16 protein-coding genes are annotated in these 18484 nt (G+C 43.1%); 7 read left to right on the top strand and 9 right to left on the bottom strand.

Annotation, left to right across the window (positions count from 1 at the left end; translation table 11 throughout):
• Positions 1–67: 67 nt before the first annotated feature.
• A complete protein-coding gene (locus F8R90_RS23550) occupies positions 68–1609 on the top strand; it encodes a hypothetical protein (RefSeq protein ID WP_331000700.1) in 1542 nt (513 codons plus the stop codon).
• Entirely contained in the window at positions 1606–5493 is a 3888-nt protein-coding gene (locus tag F8R90_RS23545) for a TonB-dependent receptor (protein WP_230966722.1), read from the top strand. Before F8R90_RS23550 ends, F8R90_RS23545 begins: the two co-directional genes overlap by 4 nt.
• A gap of 3 nt (positions 5494–5496) precedes the next feature.
• Here F8R90_RS23545 and miaB read toward each other — a convergent pair whose 3' ends face one another.
• The 3 genes from miaB to F8R90_RS23530 all read right to left on the bottom strand — a co-directional run bounded on the left by miaB (position 5497) and on the right by F8R90_RS23530 (position 9307).
• Positions 5497–6861 carry a tRNA (N6-isopentenyl adenosine(37)-C2)-methylthiotransferase MiaB gene (miaB, locus tag F8R90_RS23540; protein ID WP_196512696.1) on the bottom strand — a complete coding sequence of 455 codons (1365 nt, stop codon included), beginning with the start codon at positions 6859–6861 and terminating at the stop codon, positions 5497–5499.
• Between the two features lie 318 nt (positions 6862–7179).
• On the bottom strand, positions 7180–7761 hold the full coding sequence (locus F8R90_RS23535; RefSeq protein ID WP_196512695.1) for a Uma2 family endonuclease: 582 nt from the start codon (positions 7759–7761) through the stop codon (positions 7180–7182).
• Between the two features lie 112 nt (positions 7762–7873).
• Positions 7874–9307 carry a carotenoid oxygenase family protein gene (locus F8R90_RS23530; RefSeq protein ID WP_196512694.1) on the bottom strand — a complete coding sequence of 478 codons (1434 nt, stop codon included), beginning with the start codon at positions 9305–9307 and terminating at the stop codon, positions 7874–7876.
• A 191-nt stretch (positions 9308–9498) separates the two neighbouring features.
• Between F8R90_RS23530 and F8R90_RS23525 the strand changes: the two genes are divergently transcribed.
• Positions 9499–9966, top strand: a complete 468-nt coding sequence (locus F8R90_RS23525; RefSeq protein ID WP_331000699.1) for a globin domain-containing protein — start codon at positions 9499–9501, stop codon at positions 9964–9966.
• A 164-nt stretch (positions 9967–10130) separates the two neighbouring features.
• Here F8R90_RS23525 and F8R90_RS23520 read toward each other — a convergent pair whose 3' ends face one another.
• From F8R90_RS23520 to F8R90_RS23510, 3 genes are read right to left on the bottom strand one after another with little or no spacing between them, the layout of a single operon-like run.
• Complete coding sequence (locus tag F8R90_RS23520) at positions 10131–10367, bottom strand: type II toxin-antitoxin system HicA family toxin (RefSeq protein ID WP_196512693.1); 237 nt, start codon at positions 10365–10367, stop codon at positions 10131–10133.
• Positions 10360–10599 carry a type II toxin-antitoxin system HicB family antitoxin gene (locus F8R90_RS23515; protein ID WP_196512692.1) on the bottom strand — a complete coding sequence of 80 codons (240 nt, stop codon included), beginning with the start codon at positions 10597–10599 and terminating at the stop codon, positions 10360–10362. Before F8R90_RS23515 ends, F8R90_RS23520 begins: the two co-directional genes overlap by 8 nt.
• A 41-nt stretch (positions 10600–10640) precedes the next feature.
• On the bottom strand, positions 10641–12791 hold the full coding sequence (locus F8R90_RS23510; protein WP_196512691.1) for an NACHT domain-containing protein: 2151 nt from the start codon (positions 12789–12791) through the stop codon (positions 10641–10643).
• A 65-nt stretch (positions 12792–12856) separates the two neighbouring features.
• Here F8R90_RS23510 and F8R90_RS23505 point away from each other — a divergent pair, with 65 nt between their 5' ends.
• Positions 12857–13624 carry a thioesterase II family protein gene (locus F8R90_RS23505; RefSeq protein WP_196512690.1) on the top strand — a complete coding sequence of 256 codons (768 nt, stop codon included), beginning with the start codon at positions 12857–12859 and terminating at the stop codon, positions 13622–13624.
• An 85-nt stretch (positions 13625–13709) separates the two neighbouring features.
• Here the strand turns inward: F8R90_RS23505 and F8R90_RS23500 are convergent, their stop codons facing one another.
• Positions 13710–14111: an ExbD/TolR family protein gene (locus tag F8R90_RS23500; RefSeq protein ID WP_196512689.1), complete on the bottom strand. Its 402-nt coding sequence runs from the start codon at positions 14109–14111 to the stop codon at positions 13710–13712.
• Positions 14095–14748 carry a MotA/TolQ/ExbB proton channel family protein gene (locus tag F8R90_RS23495; RefSeq protein ID WP_196512688.1) on the bottom strand — a complete coding sequence of 218 codons (654 nt, stop codon included), beginning with the start codon at positions 14746–14748 and terminating at the stop codon, positions 14095–14097. The genes F8R90_RS23500 and F8R90_RS23495 overlap by 17 nt, the downstream gene beginning before the upstream one ends.
• A gap of 342 nt (positions 14749–15090) precedes the next feature.
• On the opposite strand from F8R90_RS23495, the gene F8R90_RS23490 reads away from it, so the two are divergent.
• Positions 15091–16515: a TonB family protein gene (locus tag F8R90_RS23490; RefSeq protein ID WP_196512687.1), complete on the top strand. Its 1425-nt coding sequence runs from the start codon at positions 15091–15093 to the stop codon at positions 16513–16515.
• A 166-nt stretch (positions 16516–16681) separates the two neighbouring features.
• On the opposite strand, the gene F8R90_RS23485 is transcribed toward F8R90_RS23490, so the two are convergent.
• A complete protein-coding gene (locus tag F8R90_RS23485) occupies positions 16682–16897 on the bottom strand; it encodes a hypothetical protein (RefSeq protein WP_196512686.1) in 216 nt (71 codons plus the stop codon).
• Between the two features lie 187 nt (positions 16898–17084).
• Here F8R90_RS23485 and F8R90_RS33090 point away from each other — a divergent pair, with 187 nt between their 5' ends.
• Positions 17085–17330: a hypothetical protein gene (locus F8R90_RS33090; RefSeq protein ID WP_094327534.1), complete on the top strand. Its 246-nt coding sequence runs from the start codon at positions 17085–17087 to the stop codon at positions 17328–17330.
• A 10-nt stretch (positions 17331–17340) separates the two neighbouring features.
• Complete coding sequence (locus F8R90_RS23480) at positions 17341–18381, top strand: hypothetical protein (protein ID WP_196512685.1); 1041 nt, start codon at positions 17341–17343, stop codon at positions 18379–18381.
• Positions 18382–18484: the final 103 nt, after the last annotated feature.

Here is an 18484-nt window from a genome sequence, read left to right as displayed (position 1 = left end):
GAATTTCTACAAATAAATAAGTGTTTTTCTTAACAAGAAGCTTGGCATCCCAGAGGAGATATGTTCAGTGAGCTGTCCTCAAAACCAAAAGCAAATTACTTCTAGCAGTAGCTGGTGGCGACGGTTAACAGCTACTGTTCTTCTGGGAAGTTTTTTGCATAGTACTATACCTATACCAGCGATCGCACAACAGACTAACAATCTGGCTGCGTCTTTGCCACTAATAAATCAAGCTACTTATACTTATACAGACTCTGCTAGTAATTATAAATATCAAGGAAGTTCTAGTCAGATCAATATTAGTCCTAGCCCATTAGTTGACCCATTAGGAAGAATTCTAGGTTGCGCTGGCACAATTTTACCTGACTATACAGGTTTTTCAGTTGGGGTATACGAACCTAACTCCAGTGATCCAACTGGGACAGAATTGGGTAGCTTGGTTGCTTTGACTCGAACAGAGTTACCAGATATTCCTAATAACAACGTTCCTGGCGGTAAATCACCAAATACTGAGAATAGTAACCCTTACTTTGTTACGAATAACCCTGCGGGTGTCTACAATTTTTTACTCGATCCGAATAAGGGTCAAACTGATCCAGGTAGAACCTACATTTTTGTAGTTAATCCACCACCGACTTCTATCTATAAACAACGACGCGTCAAAATTGAAATCCTTGGTAGCAGTGGCACACAAGGTAATGGTGTCGTGCGATATGTCGCTACTTCTTTAGATGGTCAACCAATCAGTCTCACAGGCGAAACTAGGGTAGAGCAAACAGTTGTTTTAGTTCCCAATGCAGAAGTTGTAGGACTGGATTTATTAGCTTTTGAATTCACCACAAATTTGTGTCAAGCCAATCAGTTGCAGATTATCAAAACAGGCGATCGCGCTGCTGCTGAACCTGGAGATACGGTAATCTACCGCCTGTCGATAAAAAATCTCGCTGATGCTGGTTTGAATAATATATTTGTCACCGACAACCTACCTTTAGGATTCAATTTCTTGCCTAAATCTGTGCGGGGAGAATTGGATGGTCAAGCAGTCACTATCACCTCAGAACGGAATGGTAACACAGTGACATTCCGCACAGACGTAACGATTCCCACAGAGAAAGTCCTGAATATTGCCTACGCTGCTCAACTAACAGCCGATTCGCTGCGTGGTAATGGTCGTAACAGTGCGATCGTTAATGCCCAAAGAGCTGATAACCGTTTTAGTACCAAAGATGGGCCTGCAACGCACCAATTGAAAATTCGTCCAGGAATCGTTTCTGACTGTGGGACGATTATCGGTCGGGTGTTTGTTGATAAAAACTTTGACGGTGAACAACAGCGTGGTGAGCCTGGAGTCCCCAATGCCGTGATTTTTCTAGAGGACGGGAACCGCATCACTACAGATCCTAACGGTTTGTTCTCCTTAGCCAATGCCTTACCTGGATACCACACTGGTGTACTAGACCTCAGCAGTGTAACCGGTTACGCCCTAGCTCCCAACCAAAAATTCCGCGAACGGAATAGCCAATCTCGCTTGGTGCATTTAGAGCCTGGTGGCTTGGTACGCATGAATTTCGGTGTCACCCCCACATTTCAGGAGCCAGTCAAGAAATGAAACCCAGACTGCACTGTGCAACTACATTAAACCTGAGATTGATGGGGGCGATGCCGATAATAGCTCTCAGCCTCGTTTTGTATCCTGCGATCGTCAAAGCAGAAATCACCAGTGAAAAGGAGGTTTTCACTGATTCTGCTTCGCAACGAGACAAGGGTGTGGAAAACCTCTCCCCTAAAAGGGGAGAGGCTTTGAATTCTTCTCTTTCCATGCAAGGGAAGGGGGATGGGGGGTTAGGTTTCGCTTTGGTTGTTGCAGATGACGTGAAAAATCAGGTCGAAGATCAAGCCGATCAGACACCAACTACTGATATTTCAAGGCCAGATGTCCAGCCAAGTGAAACGGAAATACAAGCATTTCAACCAGCAACTTTTATTGATTTGCCTAGAGGCTTACGCAAAATAGCAGGAATCAAGAATGACAGAAGCGAAGACACAGAGACACAGTTTCAAGCTTCTCCAACGGAAATACAAGCATTTCAACCAGCAACTTCTGTTGATTTACCTAGAGGCTTACGCAAAATAGCAGGAGTGGACAAGGAGACAAGGGAACAAGGGGTAAATGAAAATCTTCCCGCGTCTGCCACTCCCATCTCTACAGCAATCAAAATCCTGACTCCGACGGCTGACAGTGTTGTAGATGTACAAGCTACCACGGTGATTGTGCAGTTTCCGTCTGGTAGTCAAGTAGAATTGCGGGTAAATGGCGCGTTGGTAGACCCTTCCTTAGTGGGACGGACGGAAACTGATGCCACCACCAACTTGGTAACGCAGACATGGTATGGTGTCTCGTTAAAAGAAGGTAATAACACCATCACTGCACAAGTAGTTGGAGGAACAGAACCCGTTGTAACGGTGCAAGTCGCAGTTCGGGGAGCGCCGCAGCAACTAACTTTAGAAACAGTTGAATCCCGTATCCCAGCAGATGGACGTTCTACAGCTACAATCCGGGGTCAACTCATTGATGCAAGTGGCAATCGCTCTAATCGTGATGCTGTTGTTACTTTGATACCCACTGCTGGGGAGTTGGTCGGGAAAGACTTCAAACCCGATGAACCCGGATTTCAAGTGGAGGCGACAGGGGGGCAATTTACAGCGATTTTGCGATCGCATCTAAAAGCGCAAACTGTCACAATTCGGGCGATCGCTAATGATTTAGAAGCCTTTACTCAACTGCAATTTGAAACAGCACTGCGTCCGAGTTTGGTGACAGGGGTCATAGATTTGCGTTTGGGCGCTAGAGGTACAAATTATTACGGCAGTTTCCGAGATTTCCTCCCTCCTGACAAAGACAACGGAACGCAATTAGATTTTCATTCAGCAATATTTGCCACTGGTGCGATCGGAGAATGGTTGTTTACAGGTGCATATAACAGTTCTCGCAGCCTCAATGAAGATTGCAACTGCGATAATCGCCTGTTTAGAACTTACCAATTCAGTGAGCAAAACTATCCTGTCTACGGCGATAGTTCCAAAGTTGATGTGGTCGCTCCTTCCATTGACAGTTTCTTTCTACGTTTTGAGCGTTCAAGTCGTATCCCCGGATCTGATCCTGATTATGCAATGTGGGGTGACTACAACACAGAAGAATTTACGCGGCGATCGCAGCAATTTACTTCTATCACCCGTCAACTCCACGGTTTTAAAGCTAATTACAACTTAGGAAACCTACAAATTACAGGTTTTTATGGCAACAACTTAGAGGGGTTTCAACGGGATACCATTGCTCCCGATGGTACTAGTGGTTATTACTTTCTCTCTCGCAGAATATTACAACCAGGTAGTGAAAATGTCTTTATCGAGTTAGAAGAACTCAATCGTCCTGGAACTGTACTAGAACGCAAACAGCTTAACCGAGGCCCAGACTACGAAATCGACTACGATCGCGGTACATTAATATTTCGCGAACCGATTCTTCGTACCGATATTGACAAAACTGGACAAGTGTTAGTACGTCGGATTATTGTTAGCTATCAATATGACAGCACAGACTCTGATGGCAATATCTATGCTGGTCGTTTGCAATATAATCTTTCTCGCAAACTTAACCAGGAAAGTTGGATAGGAGCAACTTACGTTCAAGAAAATCATGGAGTGCGTGACTTTCAACTCTACGGCGCAGATGCGCTGATAGCTTTGGGTGACAAGGGGAAGTTAATCGCAGAATATGCCCATTCCACTAATGATTCTGATGTTGTGGGAAAGGTCAGTGGTGATGCATATCGCTTGGAAGCTGAGGGAGAAATTGCCAATGGTATTCAAGGTCGTGCCTATTATCGCTTTGCTGATACAGGCTTCGCTAATAATGCCACTATTAGCTTTGTCCCAGGACAAACCCGTTATGGAGCACAGGTTACAGCTAAACTCACCTCAAGTACCAATGTTAGGGCGCAATACGACCACGAAGACAATTTTGGGATTGCTCCCCAACCACTAGACACCTTTGAAGAACTATTTGCACCCCGTTATGAGTCTATACCTGGGAGCAAAGTTGATAATTCGCTGACAACGATTACTGCTGGGATTCAACAACGCTTAGGTAGCGCTACCTTTGATGTGGATTGGATTCATCGCCATCGGGAAGACCGCATCTCTACTAACGCCCTGAGTAGTAATTCTAATCAATTGCGTTCGCGTTTCACAGTTCCCATTGCTAAAAATTTGACTTTCCAAGCCCAAAATGAACTGAGTTTATCTTCCCAAAAAGATACTGTTTACCCAGACCGTACCATCTTAGGTTTGAATTGGGCAGTAATTCCTGGTGTCAGCGTCAGTCTGGCCCAACAGTTTTACACTGGCGGTCAATTTTCGGGTAATTCCATCACCAGCTTAAGTGTTAATGGTGAACACAAACTCGGTACTGATACCACCTTGACTGGTCGTTACTCAATTCTGGGTGGTGCTAATGAACTTACTACCCAAGGCGCAATTGGTCTAAATAACCGTTGGACTATTGCTTCAGGATTGCGGCTGAACTTGGCTTACGAACACGTATTTGGCAACTTCTTCGGACGAACTGCGGCGGGTCAACAATATGCCCAACCCTACGCCTTTGGTCAAGCAGCATCTGCGATCGGTTTTGATGGTGGTGATAGTTACAGTGTTGGGCTGGAATACTCTGATAATCCACAGTTTCAAGCCAGTGCTCGGTACGAACATCGCTCCTCTTCTAGTGGTAGTAATACAGTAATTACCGCAGGGGCGGCAGGTAAAATTTCGCCGGCTCTCACAGCTTTGGTACGCTATCAACAAGCAAACTTTTCCAATCAAAAACTTTCAGGATTGGGAGATACCGCTAACCTGAAGCTGGGTTTAGCTTACCGCGACCCCAATAGCGATAAATTTAATGCTTTGTTGCGTTATGAATATCGCCAAAATCCGGCGATTATCCCTGAGACCATTCTGTTAGGCAGTGGTACGGGTTCCCAAGACCATACTTTTGCTTTAGAAGCTATTTACGCCCCTAACTGGCAATGGGAATTCTACGGTAAGTATGCTTTGCGTAACAGTACTTCTTATTTAGCTAACGATTTAGTTGGTACAAGTATGGTTAATCTGGGACAATTGCGAGCTACTTATCGTTTGGGATATAGCTGGGATTTAGTTGGTGAGGCTCGCTGGATTGGTCAATCTAATTACAGTGAGACAGGCTTTGTTGTAGAAACAGGTTACTATCTCACTCCTAATCTGCGCCTTTCGGCTGGATATGCTTTTGGTAAAGTTGATGACCGAGATTTTTCCGGGACACGTTCCGCAGGTGGGCCGTATTTGGGTTTAACAGTCAAGCTGGACGAATTGTTTGATGGCTTTGGACAGCAGAAGCCTGTGCCACGTCAGCAACCAGAATCTACGGTACAAAGCCTGGTAAAGAGATTACGAAAGTAAGTATTAGACAGACAAAGCTTGTTTGACTTCAACTGGTTCACCCGTCAAGCTAAAAGGGCGAACTTCGGTAATTTTTACCTTTACTAGCTGCCCTTTCAATTCTTTGATGTCGCCACTGAAGAATGTCAAACGATTACCGCCAGTGCGTCCCATCACCTGGGTTTGATCTTTAGGATTTTGGTCTTCTACTAAAACTTCTTCGATGCGTCCGAAGTAACGTTGCGATCGCTCGGCTACTTTCAAGTTTCCTAGATGATTGAGCCGTTGCAGGCGATCGCTTTTAATTTCTTCACTTAGCTGATTGTCCCACAGCGCGGCTGGTGTCCCTGGACGCGGTGAATAGGCTGCTGTATTCAACATGTCAAAGCCAATATCTTCCACCAGTTTCAGGGTATTTTCAAACTGTGCTTCTGTCTCCCCAGGAAAACCGACAATCGCATCGGCACTAATGGAAGCATCTGGCATATACCGCCGAATGGTATCGATGATGCGGCGATATTTTTCATGGGTATAACCCCGCGCCATCGCCTTTAAAAGTTCATTATCCCCAGATTGAAAGGGAATATGGAAGTGTTTGCAGACTTTGGGCAACTCAGCACAAGCCTTAATTAATCTCTCTGTAAAATAACGCGGGTGGCTAGTAGCAAATCTTAGCCTTTCAATCCCCGGCACATCATGGACGTAATAAAGTAAATCTGTGAAGTTGTGCAGATGTCGACCTTCTGCTGTCGCTCCAGGCAAATCTCTGCCGTAAGCATCAATATTTTGACCGAGTAGAGTAATTTCCTTGTAACCTTGCCGTCCTAATTCTTCCATTTCAGCCCGGATAGCTGACGGAGTGCGAGATTGTTCAACACCACGCACATTAGGAACCACGCAATAGGTACAGCGTTCGTTACAGCCGTAAATTACATTTACCCAAGCTGTTACCTTACTATCCCGTCGCGGTTGGGTGATATCTTCAATAATATGAACAGACTCGGTTGCAACAACTTGGTTACCCTCGAAGACTGACTCCAGCAAATCTTTGAGGCGGTTGGCATGTTGTGGCCCCATTACCAAGTCTAATTCTGGGACTCGCCGCAATAGTGCTTCACCTTCTTGCTGGGCAACACAACCAGCAACAATGAGCGTTAAATCGGGCTGCTCATGCTTGCGCTTCGCTTGTCTGCCAAGGTAAGAATATACCTTTTGCTCGGCATTATCCCGAATTGTGCAGGTATTGTAGAGAATCACATCTGCATTATTCGGATCTTCTGACCATTCAAAGCCCATGTCTTCCAAAACGCCAGCCATGCGCTCTGAGTCAGCTTTATTCATCTGACAACCGAAAGTAGTGATGTGGTAGTGGCGTTTAGAAGTGGTCATGGGCAATTCTGCTTAATCAGCGTAATGTATATAAGGTTTATTTTTATTCTAACCTGCGTAACGCAGTGTCTCCTCTCTACTCTCTGTCTCAGCCGTAGTCAATTCATCTGTAAATCACTGTAATATCATGTGGGGTTAATCAACCTGAGTAAAAATGTTCGTAGTCAGGACTTCAGTCCTGGTATTGTTATGGGAATTGTGGCAGATATTATATAAATTACAATGCAGTTTTTTGCAACTTTATATACATAAAAATGGACTCATCAATGATAAATGCTCATATTTACGTTGTTGCTTAGTTAACCAATTAGAATGAGGTTATTCTTGAGCCTCAAAGTCAACTTTATCATAAATATCTAACAGAGAGATTTGAAATTGAATAGAGGATAATATTAGAATACTATTCTCTTCTTCATACTCTGAGAAAATCCATTTCTTTTCATCAGTTTTAGAATACTGTTCCACATGATTTTTGTACTGATCAATCAAAACATATTCTTGAAAACTGGGGATGGTGCGATAAGCCGCAAATTTTTCATCTATGTCATAGCTTCTGGTAGATTTGGATAGCACTTCACAAATAACTAAGGGATTAGTAATTGTATCTTTACATCCCTCAGAAAATTCTAATGAACCTGCAACAACCATTACATCAGGATATGTATGAATTCGCTTTTTGGGAATCCATAGACGTTGATCGGCGACGAATACTCGATAAGGTTGTCGCCTGAAAGCAAAATTGAGGGCTGCATAAAAATTACCAGCTATTTGGTTGTGATTTGGTGTTCCACCTGTCATGGGTATAATTTGACCATCTATATATTCATGACGATACTCGGAAATGACTTCTAGCTCTAGGTATTCTGTGGGAGAATAGTGGCGTTTTTCTTGTAATTGCATAGGGCAGGATTTTTGATTTTGCATTGACCAGATACCATTAATTATGTCTGATCAATGTGATTCGTTTTTACTGTAGCGTTGTTTCTTAAGGCAGAGGAACGCTAAGAGATTATTAGGCTGGGTTCCAAGTACCGTGAAAACTGTGGGGGATGACGCTGGGTAATCCTAGTTTGCAGACGGGTTCGGCATCCAGGCGATCGCTATCAAATACCCAAACTTCACTACTATGAGAATTACCATAGTAGACAACAGTTAGTACCCAACCTTGTTCAGAGTTTTGGTTGTCTTGGGCGTAGATGGGTTCTGAAGGATAACGATTTTCTCCTAAGTTCGCTTCGGTGAGGGTTTCGGTCTTGTGATCAAAACGAGCGATCGCATTTACTATTTCTTGGCTAATATCTGTTCCTGAAAGGGATTTTGACATATATGTGTACCGGGAAGCTTGCCCCACGTTTTGCTGTGGTACATTCGGAAATTCGCAGTGTCCGTTGAAGAGTTGCTGAATTGACGTAACTTTGCCAGTTTGGGGATGCAGATGAACTCGCGTTAGTGTACTTTTCGCTGGGGTATGAGTCTCACCTGTAGCTACTTCCTTGAGATATTGGTTAGTTTGAAAATCTTCATAACGGGCGATATCCACAACCACTGAGCCGCTAGCATCTACATAACCATTACCAAAATGCCATTGGAACCAAGGTTCAGTTTCTCCACGACTCACCACAGATAGGGTTTCTCGATCAATAACTAAAATCTGAGTTCCTAATCTAGGTTGCCACTCTAGCGAATCACTATAGTTGTTTGTCCCTATTAGCAGGGGTAAGATATTCAACCGCACTGGCGGAATGAAAAATACAATATACTGTCCTGCTAAAACAAAATCATGCACCAATGGTACACCTTCTAGCTGGTATGCGGCTTGTTGGATAATCCGGCCAGTCGAATCGCTTTTGTAAATATTTAAGGTCGCATTTAGTCCAGCACTGATGCCAAAGTTAAAAATCTCCCCTGTTTGCTCATCACGCTTATAATGTGCGGAATAGTTTAATCCTTTAGTTAACCCCCCTAAATCATCTTCGCCCCAAGTTTCTAAAGTTTGTAAATCGAGGGCGTAGGGTTTACCACCTTCCCAGAGTGCCAAAAGTTTATCTGGAAGTGCTAGCACCGAGGTGTTAGCAGCATTCTTGATCGGCTTTTGCCATTGATTCCAAATTGGCCCTGGTGCAGTCATACCATAATTGCCGTAGAGTAGTTTACCTGCTGCGGCTTCTTCTTGATAGCCAGAGGTTTGCACGTAGCGATAAACCCCGGTTGCACCTGCATCGTTAAAATTTACAGCCAGAATTGCCCCATCTCCATCAAACCAGTGTCCCATGTGAATGCCACCGCGTTCTAGCCGTGCGGGGCCATTGCGGTAAAGTGTGCCACGCAAGCCATCTGGAATTTTGCCAGAGATAATTGGCAGTTGGGTAGGGAAGAATTCTTTTGCCGGTTCTGCGATCGCACCTGCCCAAGCTTTTGTAGTCGACTTTTTCTCGATAGTATGCATATCTAAGTTTTGCTTGATAAATTATCGATGTACATAGTTGCATTCTTACATTTTTCTCTTTGTTGCAATTTTTTAATAATGCCTCTGGCTGTAGATGTATAGAGGCTTTGACATGATATTACTCGTTAACTGAGCTAGCTCATAGTAACTGCTAGGAATAACCACTAAATTGAAGTTAATCAATATTCAAAGTGGTTCAAGATACTATGATTAGCCAACAAACAATAGATATCGTTAAATCTACAGCACCTGCCTTAAAAAAGAACGGCCAGCTAATTACAACTCGGATGTATGAAATTATGTTTCAAAATCATCCAGAAATCAGAGAGCAATTTGATATGTCTGCTCAAGCAAATGGTTCTCAGCCTGCGAGGTTGGCTACAGCAGTTTATGGCTATGCTGCCCAGATTGATAATCTACCTGCTTTAAAATCGATGGTGGAAAAGATTGCCCATCGTCATGTGCAGACTCATGTTACACCAGAGCAATATCCTATTGTTGGAGAAAGTTTACTGCAAGCGATGAAAGATGTTTTAGGGGAAGCAGCTACAGAAGAAGTTATGGCAGCTTGGACTGAAGCTTATCAGGTATTGTCTCAGGTGTTTCTCAACAGAGAACATGAGATATACAGCGATTCTCAATTGTGTGAAGTATGCTAAAAAATTTAACCTCTAGCCCTTTCTCGACAGTTATCAAGATAATCAGCTTTGCTTATACTGTTAACTGTTGAGCGGCTTTTGTCTAAAGCGTTTTGCGGTTTAGTATTTACATCACGGTACTATCTAAACGCAATCTCCTGCAACTCTATTGCATCGGCTGACAATTAGATTGTATTGCGTTGCAATAGAATTGCATCAACCTGCAATTCTATTGCATCGACCTGCAACTCTATTGCATCGACCTGCATAAAGTTAACACAACCCACTTCAATTATTTTCTGTTCTTCACCTTCTTCCACAAGTTGTTTCTTCAAAATCACATGACTGCCACTTTGGCGTACCTGAATAAAGCCTAAGTGTTCCAAAACACTAATGGCTCGAACTCTTGGTAGCTTAGGCACTGGTTACCTCAAATGTGGTTAACAACCGACGAGGTGCTATTTCAGCAAGCGGGAATTCTTCTAAATACATTTCTGTTGCTTGCTGCAAGTAAGCAATAGCTTCTTCTATCGTCTCTCCTTGGCTGGCGGTTCCTACCTCTGGACATTCAGCTACATAAACATCCTCTTCCCAATGCAAGATTGCTGTAAAGGTTCGAGTTTTTGTATCCTTAGCCTGTTGTAATGAACTCATGGAGTGTTTATCTGGCTATCTTTTCATTTTTCTATTGTTACTTAATCACCTGGAACCAACAACATCCGCGCCTCAATCATTTCCCAGGTTTGGGGTGACACCCGCACTGCTGCTTGTTTGCACTGGATAATGAGGTGATTGGCGTAGAGATAATTGTTGAGTGCATCTGCTTCTTCCTTAGATAAATTGACCATTTCTGGGGTGAGATAGAAAGCATTAAGTAAGGTTTCTTGGAAGCACTTAGCAAATGCTTGAAGTATTTCTGGTTGCTGTCGATCATCAGGAACCTGAACTTTGAGTGCTTCTAGTCGAGCAATCAGCACAGTCAAGTTGATTTTATCGAAGATTTTTAATTTTTCCAGTTCACGAGAGTGGTCGATAGCTTTGGCAATGGCGATCGTGATGACGATGGCGACGGCTTTGGTGTTGGCGTAAGCGTTGACGTTGACGTTGCTGTTAATGTTGGCGATGGCGTTGGCGAGGGCGTTGGCATTGGCGTTGGACTTAACGTAGGAATTGGCGATGGTGATGGCGATAGCGTTAGTAGTATTGGAATTGGAATTGGAATTGGAGTTGGAGTTGGAGTTGACGTAGGAGTTGGCGATCGCAACTGCACGTTTACCCACAGGTTTAAAATCCCTTGCTGATCCAACTGTTACCTGTTCAGCCCAGTTTAATAAAGCTTGTAACTTCGGGGTATTAATAATATATTTTTGCGCTTCCTTTTCCATCAGCAGCAGCAAATCATCTGCACCACTACGCATTAACCCGGCTACTAACAAAAACACCTCTTTCCAGCGTTTATCTGTTATGTGTTCAGTAATTAACTTCTCAATTTGGCGATGGTCATCAATATATTGTGCTGTTAAATATTCCTGTAGCGTTAGATGAGAGAAAGAAAAGACATCCTCGGCTCGTTCTACTAAAATTCCTTGTTGAACAGCAATCGCATTCAGCACTGATTCCCCATTTAAATGCTGGGGTGCATTCAGATTACTCGCTAAGAATGTTTTGATTTGCTGAACAATATCACGCCCAGAAAAGAACAGTCTGTCAGACTCAAAACCTGTATAAGCAATCTCTGATAGTAATATCTCTTCTAATTCTGTATGCAGTCCTTGATAAATCTCTTCTCTGAGAATTCGCTTTTCTGATGCCCACTCTTCTAGCAATATCCGCAGTGCCTTCCGGTAAAGAACACTACGATTATTTGGAAAACTTTGGGAACGGTCATAAACTAAACACAGAAATGTCAACAATAAAGGTGTGTGCGCCAACTCTTTTGCAGCTTCATGTTCTAGTTTTTGCAGTAACTCCCAGCATTTCTCGCCTGTCTTCTCCTGCTTATCTACATCTGAATGAAACCAGTTATAAATAAATTGCTGAATTTGAGCATCGTCAAAATCTGCCATTGATACATCGCTAAAGCGACGAAAAGCGCTGCGATAAGCCGCCGTGCGACAGGAGGCAATAAAACGATTTTGGTCATATTTGTCGACAAAATTTTGAATTTGGCTAATTGCCTCGGTCAAGTTTTTTGTTGGTACTTCATCCAAACCATCCAGCAAAATTAGTAACTTACCTTTTTCTAAAGCTTTAGCTGCAAATTCATCAGGTGATGGAAAGCCACAAATACGAAACTCTTCAGAAATAAACGTTTCAATATTAATATTGCTAGATGCAAACCTTTTCAATTCAATAAAAACTGGAATGCAAGCGTGTTTAAACCCTCCTCTTTTACCTTTGAGCGCTTCTAGTCCCATCTTCCGCACAAATGTAGACTTTCCGGCACCAGGCCCACCAAGTACCATCAGATATTGCTTATCGTTAGCAACTTTTATTCCTTTTTGTTTGCACTTATCTTGAGATTGAAACCTTCTGACTTTAGCTTGACGATAGAAATTTTCTAAATTCTCAATAGATTCAAAACTCTGAATAGTATCATCATCTAAAAACTGTACTGCTGTATAGAGCGATTCCAGCTTGACAGGTTCACGCATTCCTAATACTTTGAGAATGCCATGCCGTTGTTCGTAGTTCTTTTGATATTGATTTGATGCATCAAAAATTAACTTCTTAGTTTTTTCATCCAGAGTTTTGCCCAGTACTCCTAAAACCTGACCACCGATTTGGGCAAACATAGCGGCGACACCACTAACGGCTGATATCGCCCAAGGTTCCATTCCTGTCATAAAATTAACAGTTAATATACTTAAAAATTAAAGCAAAGTTGTATTATCCAACTCTAAGCTCTATTATGACAACTACACCAAGCTTCAATTCCTGGGTTATCTCTCCCCAACCAAATCCTCAAGCCAACTTGCGTTTATTCTGCTTCCCCTACGCTGGTGGTAGCGCGGCAATTTTTCGCACATGGCCTAATAATCTACCTAGTAATGTTGAAGTCTGTGCTGTGGAATATCCAGGACGGGGAAGACAGATTCAGTCAGCACCCATGACGCGATTAGAATCTCTTGTTGAAGCGATCGCTCCAGTTCTATTACCATACTTAGACAAACCATTCGCCTTCTTCGGTCACAGTATGGGCGGATTAGTTAGCTTCGAGTTGACACATCTACTTCGTTCTAAGTATAGTCTTGCTCCCTTCCACATCTTCATCTCTGCTCGTCGCGCCCCGCAAATCCCGTCCACAAAACCACCCCTCCACGTCCTATCAGACTCTGATTTGCTTAACGAGCTACACAGTCTTAACGGTACACCCAAAGCAGTATTAGAAAACCCGGAACTAATGCAGATATTCCTCCCCATTTTGCGGGCAGATTTTGCCGTTCTGGAAACTTATATTTACACTCAAAAACAGCCACTGGAGTCTCTTATTACTGTTTTTGGCGGTTTGCAAGACCAAGAAGTTAGTCATGAGGATCTGCAAGCATGGCGAGAGCAGACAATCGCTGCTTTCTCATTACATGAGTTCGACGGTGACCACTTTTTTATTCATTCACACCAGGAATTATTATTTAAACTTATATCTCAAGAATTGCAGATGCGTAAGCGTAGCTGGTAATAATCATTAGACAAGAAGGAGTTAGGAGTCAGAATATATCATTTTCCTGACTCGCTGAACTTCTGATGTACAATATCTCTACTTTTTATTTTTGGGTAGCGATCGCTAATTTTGCCCCTTCAACTTGACGTACCCGATCCATCACGGCTACTACCCGACCATAATCAACTTTTTCATCAGCATTAATAATCACTAACACTTCTGGGTTAGAACCAACTAAAGCACGTAGTTGCTCTGTCAAATCATCAACTGCAATTGGTTTACGGTTTATACTTACCTGTTCTTTTTCATCTACCGTAATCGTAATTTTAGTAGGAACTTGCTGTTGTTTTGCCGTAGTTGCCTTCGGTAAATTTACTGGTAAACCTTCTGAACGCGTTAAAAACAGAGTTGACATAATAAAAAATGTCAAAATTGCAAATATCACGTCAATCATCGGCACGATGTTGATCTGTAGTGGAAGTTCTGGCTCATCTTGTAGACGCATACGTTTTTTCTCCTCGTTCATAGCGACGGCGGTAAAGTAATTCTAGCTGTCCCCCATACTCCTGAATTAGGGCGATTTGCCGTTGGTAGAGTCCCCGGAAAGTATTGGCAAACAAGAGTATGAATATAGCAACTATCAATCCCGATGCTGTTGATACTAGGGCTTCACTAATCCCAGCCGTAACACTTGCCGTTTTACTACCTCCCACGTCACCAAGATTTAAGGAGGCAAAAGAGGCTATCAATCCTAATACTGTGCCGAGAAGACCCAACAGTGGTGCCAGACTAATGATTGTCTCGAAAATGTTTTGGAAACGTTTTAACACAGGTATCTCAGCCTGCGATTCGCTTTCTAACGCCAAACGAAATTCCTCTGGATTTGGCTCCTCCAATTCTAAAGCCGCCAGAAAAATCCGGGCGAGCGGCAAATCTGCGTTTTTCTGAAGTTTATCCATTGCACCGACAACATTATCGAGACGGTAGAGATTCAAAACATCTCGCACCACTCGGTTTTGACGCTTATTGATTCTTACCCAAAACCTGATCCGCTCAATGATCAGTGCAACACCCAAGACCGAAAACGCCAACAGGGGCCACATGACCACACCGCCTGCTGCAAACAAATTCTGAATTCCCATGTAGTGCCTCTATAACATCATCCACAATACAAAATCAGACTACCAGAATCTAGAGAAAAGCTGAAACTTTTTCTCAATAAAATATAAAATATAATGATAAATTTTTCAAATATAATGCTCATTATTTTTATTTACTTGTTCGTTTGTTTTACATAAATTAATTTAATTCAATTGCAACAAAAATTAATCTTGTTCAAAAACCATGATGTTGGTGGTTTGGAAAGATATTTTTGCTAGTGCAGGGTTCCGTAACATTATCCCAACTAATTTTAATTTTTTACTTGATATTTGTAACCTTGCATTCTAAGATAGCTAAATTAGTGAGAATAGGTAGCAATAGCTATGAGCTTTTCCGGCATTACTGTCGAGCAACGTTCCAAAGAAGTTGAGGCTCTCAAGTCTTTTCTGACTTACAGTCTAATAGGTTCACTGGCGCTGCATATCGGCGTACTGTCCTCAGGCATAAGTAATTATTTGACGAGAGTGCCCACAGGAGAAGAAGAACCAATAGAGGTGGCGATCGTGGATTCTCCAACTGCGGAACCGGAAAAACCACTTGAAAAAATTCCTGAAGAACCCAAAAAATTACCAGAAGTTATTCAAAAACAATCTATAGAAACTCCGCCAGTACAAAAACCAGTACAAGAATTTATTGAAAGACCAAAAATTCAGCCAGTTGAACAACAACCAAAACAAACTACTCAAATTCAGCCAGTTGAACAACCAAAACAAACCACTCAAAACCCACAACCAACAAATACGCAAATTGCTCCCAAACCACTAGTTCCTGTGACAACTGTTGCTCCTCAGGGCGGTGGCGGAGGTGGCGGCTCTGGCGTTGGTTTAGGCTCAGGTAGTGGTATTGCTGTAGGTACAAGCAGCGGTACTGGCACTGGTGGAGGAACTGGCACTGGCACTGGTGGTGGCATTGGCAGTGGAACTGGTACTGGAATCGGCAGTGGCATTGGTAGCGGCTCTGGCAATGGAACTGGCAATGAAGTAGGAAACCGTCCGCCAGTAGCAACAGCGCCAACAGCACCAACACCTCCAAAAATTAACAGTTCAGGTAATGGTAATGGTCGTGCAGCCTGCCGCGAATGTAATGCCAAGTATCCAGAGGCAGCAAGACGGCGAGGAGTTGAAGGCAGAGTAGAAGTAGCTGTAGATACTGATGCACAAGGTAATGTTACCAATGTGCGGATTGCTCGCTCCAGTGGAAACCGCGACTTGGATGAAGAAACCATGAGACAAGCGCGTGACTGGAAATTAAAACCCGCAGATGGTGGTAGACAAGGGGTATCTATAGCCACTGAATTTGCCATACAAGGTTCACGGCGATATCGCCAAGCTCAAGAACGGAAAAGACAAAGACAAGCAGAAGAGAGAACCCAGCAGACAAGGGCTGCTAACTCCACAGAAGAAGCTCCAAAACGTAGACGCAGAGAGTTGCAACCCTCATCTAATGAAGCTAGAGCCACAAGACCGGCAATATCTGGATTTAGTCGGCGACTGGAACCTCAAAGAAGGGAAAGTACTACTACAAACTCATCATCTGGAGCTAGGACAACTCCTTCTCAAGGAAGTGCAAGAGAATCTCTACGCCGTATCCGTACTGAACGAGCGGGTAGTAATTCATCACAAAAGCCACAACCAACCTCAAATCGGCGGCGGCGAAGAGATAACGCTAGCCAGAACAAGTTGCGGGAATCTTTGCGCGGTTTACGCCAAAAACCTCAATCGCAACCTGCTGCTCCCAGTCAAGAGTAGTAGTCTGTCAAGTTAAGTTTGCTGGGTTTGTAGTGAGCGCTTTAGCGATTCAAATTAAGGACTACAGTCCTGACTACAAACTTCTAATAGAGCGGCAAAGCTTACTGGAATCATACTTTGATTAGCGATCGCACACCGCCTCCTAAAAATAGGAGGCGGTTGTTTTTTATACAGGAATAGCTTTATTAAGCATTACCCCTCTACCATGAGGATGAGGGGTTAGGAGTGCAGTAATTTTATGATGGATAATTAGACACACTGGCAATAACTTGATTTGACAATCAGTGGAAGTGAATAATCCTGAACTTCCCCATTCCCCAATTTCTTTGATGAGGTCGATGAAATCGCCTGCGCCTAAGAACTGGCAGTAGTGTTTGCTCATCACCAAATTATATGCTGAGAGAATAGTTAATAGCTAACTATGAAGTTGCTCATCTGCGCTTTATGCTAGGCGTTAAATTCACTGATTTGAATAAAACTTCTACATAAACACACACTGATGCAGTTTGATTTGCTTGAATAGCTATATTGATAGGACATTGATACGACGGCAATTCACAATCCTGATTATGGCAAGTAAATTCATTGATGTTAGGGAATATACTGTCAGGGCGCACAAAAGACAGATTCATACTCGTGTTTTCCAGTTTGTCTGTAAAGAGTGTAACGATCTGACAAAGCGCGAGACTTTTGGCCCTCGACCTTTATATTGTGAGAGATGTCGGCCTCCCCAACCGCCTAAAAAATCCCAGCCAACATCTCACAAAGCAAAACCCAGAGCAATGTCTTACAAAAGTGACATCGATTTAAATTGATTGAAGCCTTATGAATCAAAATGGACAATTAGAACCGCCTCCGGGCACTTTTCTCTCACCACTGTTGGAATTACGAGACTATTATGCTCGTCTTACAGAAGAGTATGAACGCCTCTTTGTGCAGGCGCGATCGCAGCTCGACCATGTAGAAGCGTTGTTATCTAACTGGTCTTTTTCTGATACCAACAAGCAGATATCAAGACTAGCGGCGGCTGATGAAACCTCAAATCTTACCCAAGAAGCCTCTCTGCGGTTTTTATCACCTCTTGATAACATTGACGAAATCAACTTGGTGGAGTCTGTACAGTCAGAACGAAAAGACTCAGATCAGGTTGAGATAGATAATTCTTTTTCTGCTGCTGTTGATACAAAAGAGAGTCAACCTCTAACTACATCGCCAGATGCAAAGATCGCCCCAGAGAACAACGATAGTTCAACGAAGGTGGCGGAAATTCCCATGCTACCCCAGTATAATCACGCTCTCTCGCGCATGGAAGCCATAAAACAGCTATTGCAAGAGCAGATAGGCACTGTCTGTCATATCGATTTTATCGTGCGATCGCTTTATGGAGAGTTAGATTCCAATCTATTCAAAGTAGTTAAAGGTAGGGTTCAATCTTCCCTCACCCAAGGCAGAGAAAGGAATTATTGGGTAACTATTCCTGATGAGCCAGGTTGTTATACTCTGGATTTAAGTTTGGTAGCCCCAAGTAACCGCAATGGTGCTTCTAGGAGCATCAAAAACAAAAATAAGAAGCCTTTTGTACCCCAGACAAAAACAGTACCGATGCTCAAAGCCTTTGAGGGTCAATTCTTAATTGATGCCCTCACCTCTCTGTTTGAAGAAAATCCAGGTAAAGTTTTCAGCGTTGCTGAAGTCATCGCCGGAATTTATGGAGAACTAGATTCTCAGCAAATTAGAGAGATCAAAAATAAGGTGCTAAATGAATTATCTAGAGGCTATCGGACAGGCAGATTCTCTAGGGTTCCTAACCAAATTGGCTTCTATACTTGGGACTCCAATCTGATATTGGGGGCTAGTTCTCGCTAAATTGGCATGGGGAAGAGGCAGAGGTGCAGGGGGCAGGGAGCAGAGGGGAAAGAGGTAATTTTATTATTCTCCCCCTTGCCCCCTGCACCTCTGCCTCTTCCCC

This window comes from Nostoc sp. NZL (assembly GCF_015714705.1).
Classification (GTDB): domain Bacteria; phylum Cyanobacteriota; class Cyanobacteriia; order Cyanobacteriales; family Nostocaceae; genus Nostoc; species Nostoc foliaceum_A.
This window is presented reverse-complemented; position numbering and strand designations above follow the sequence as displayed.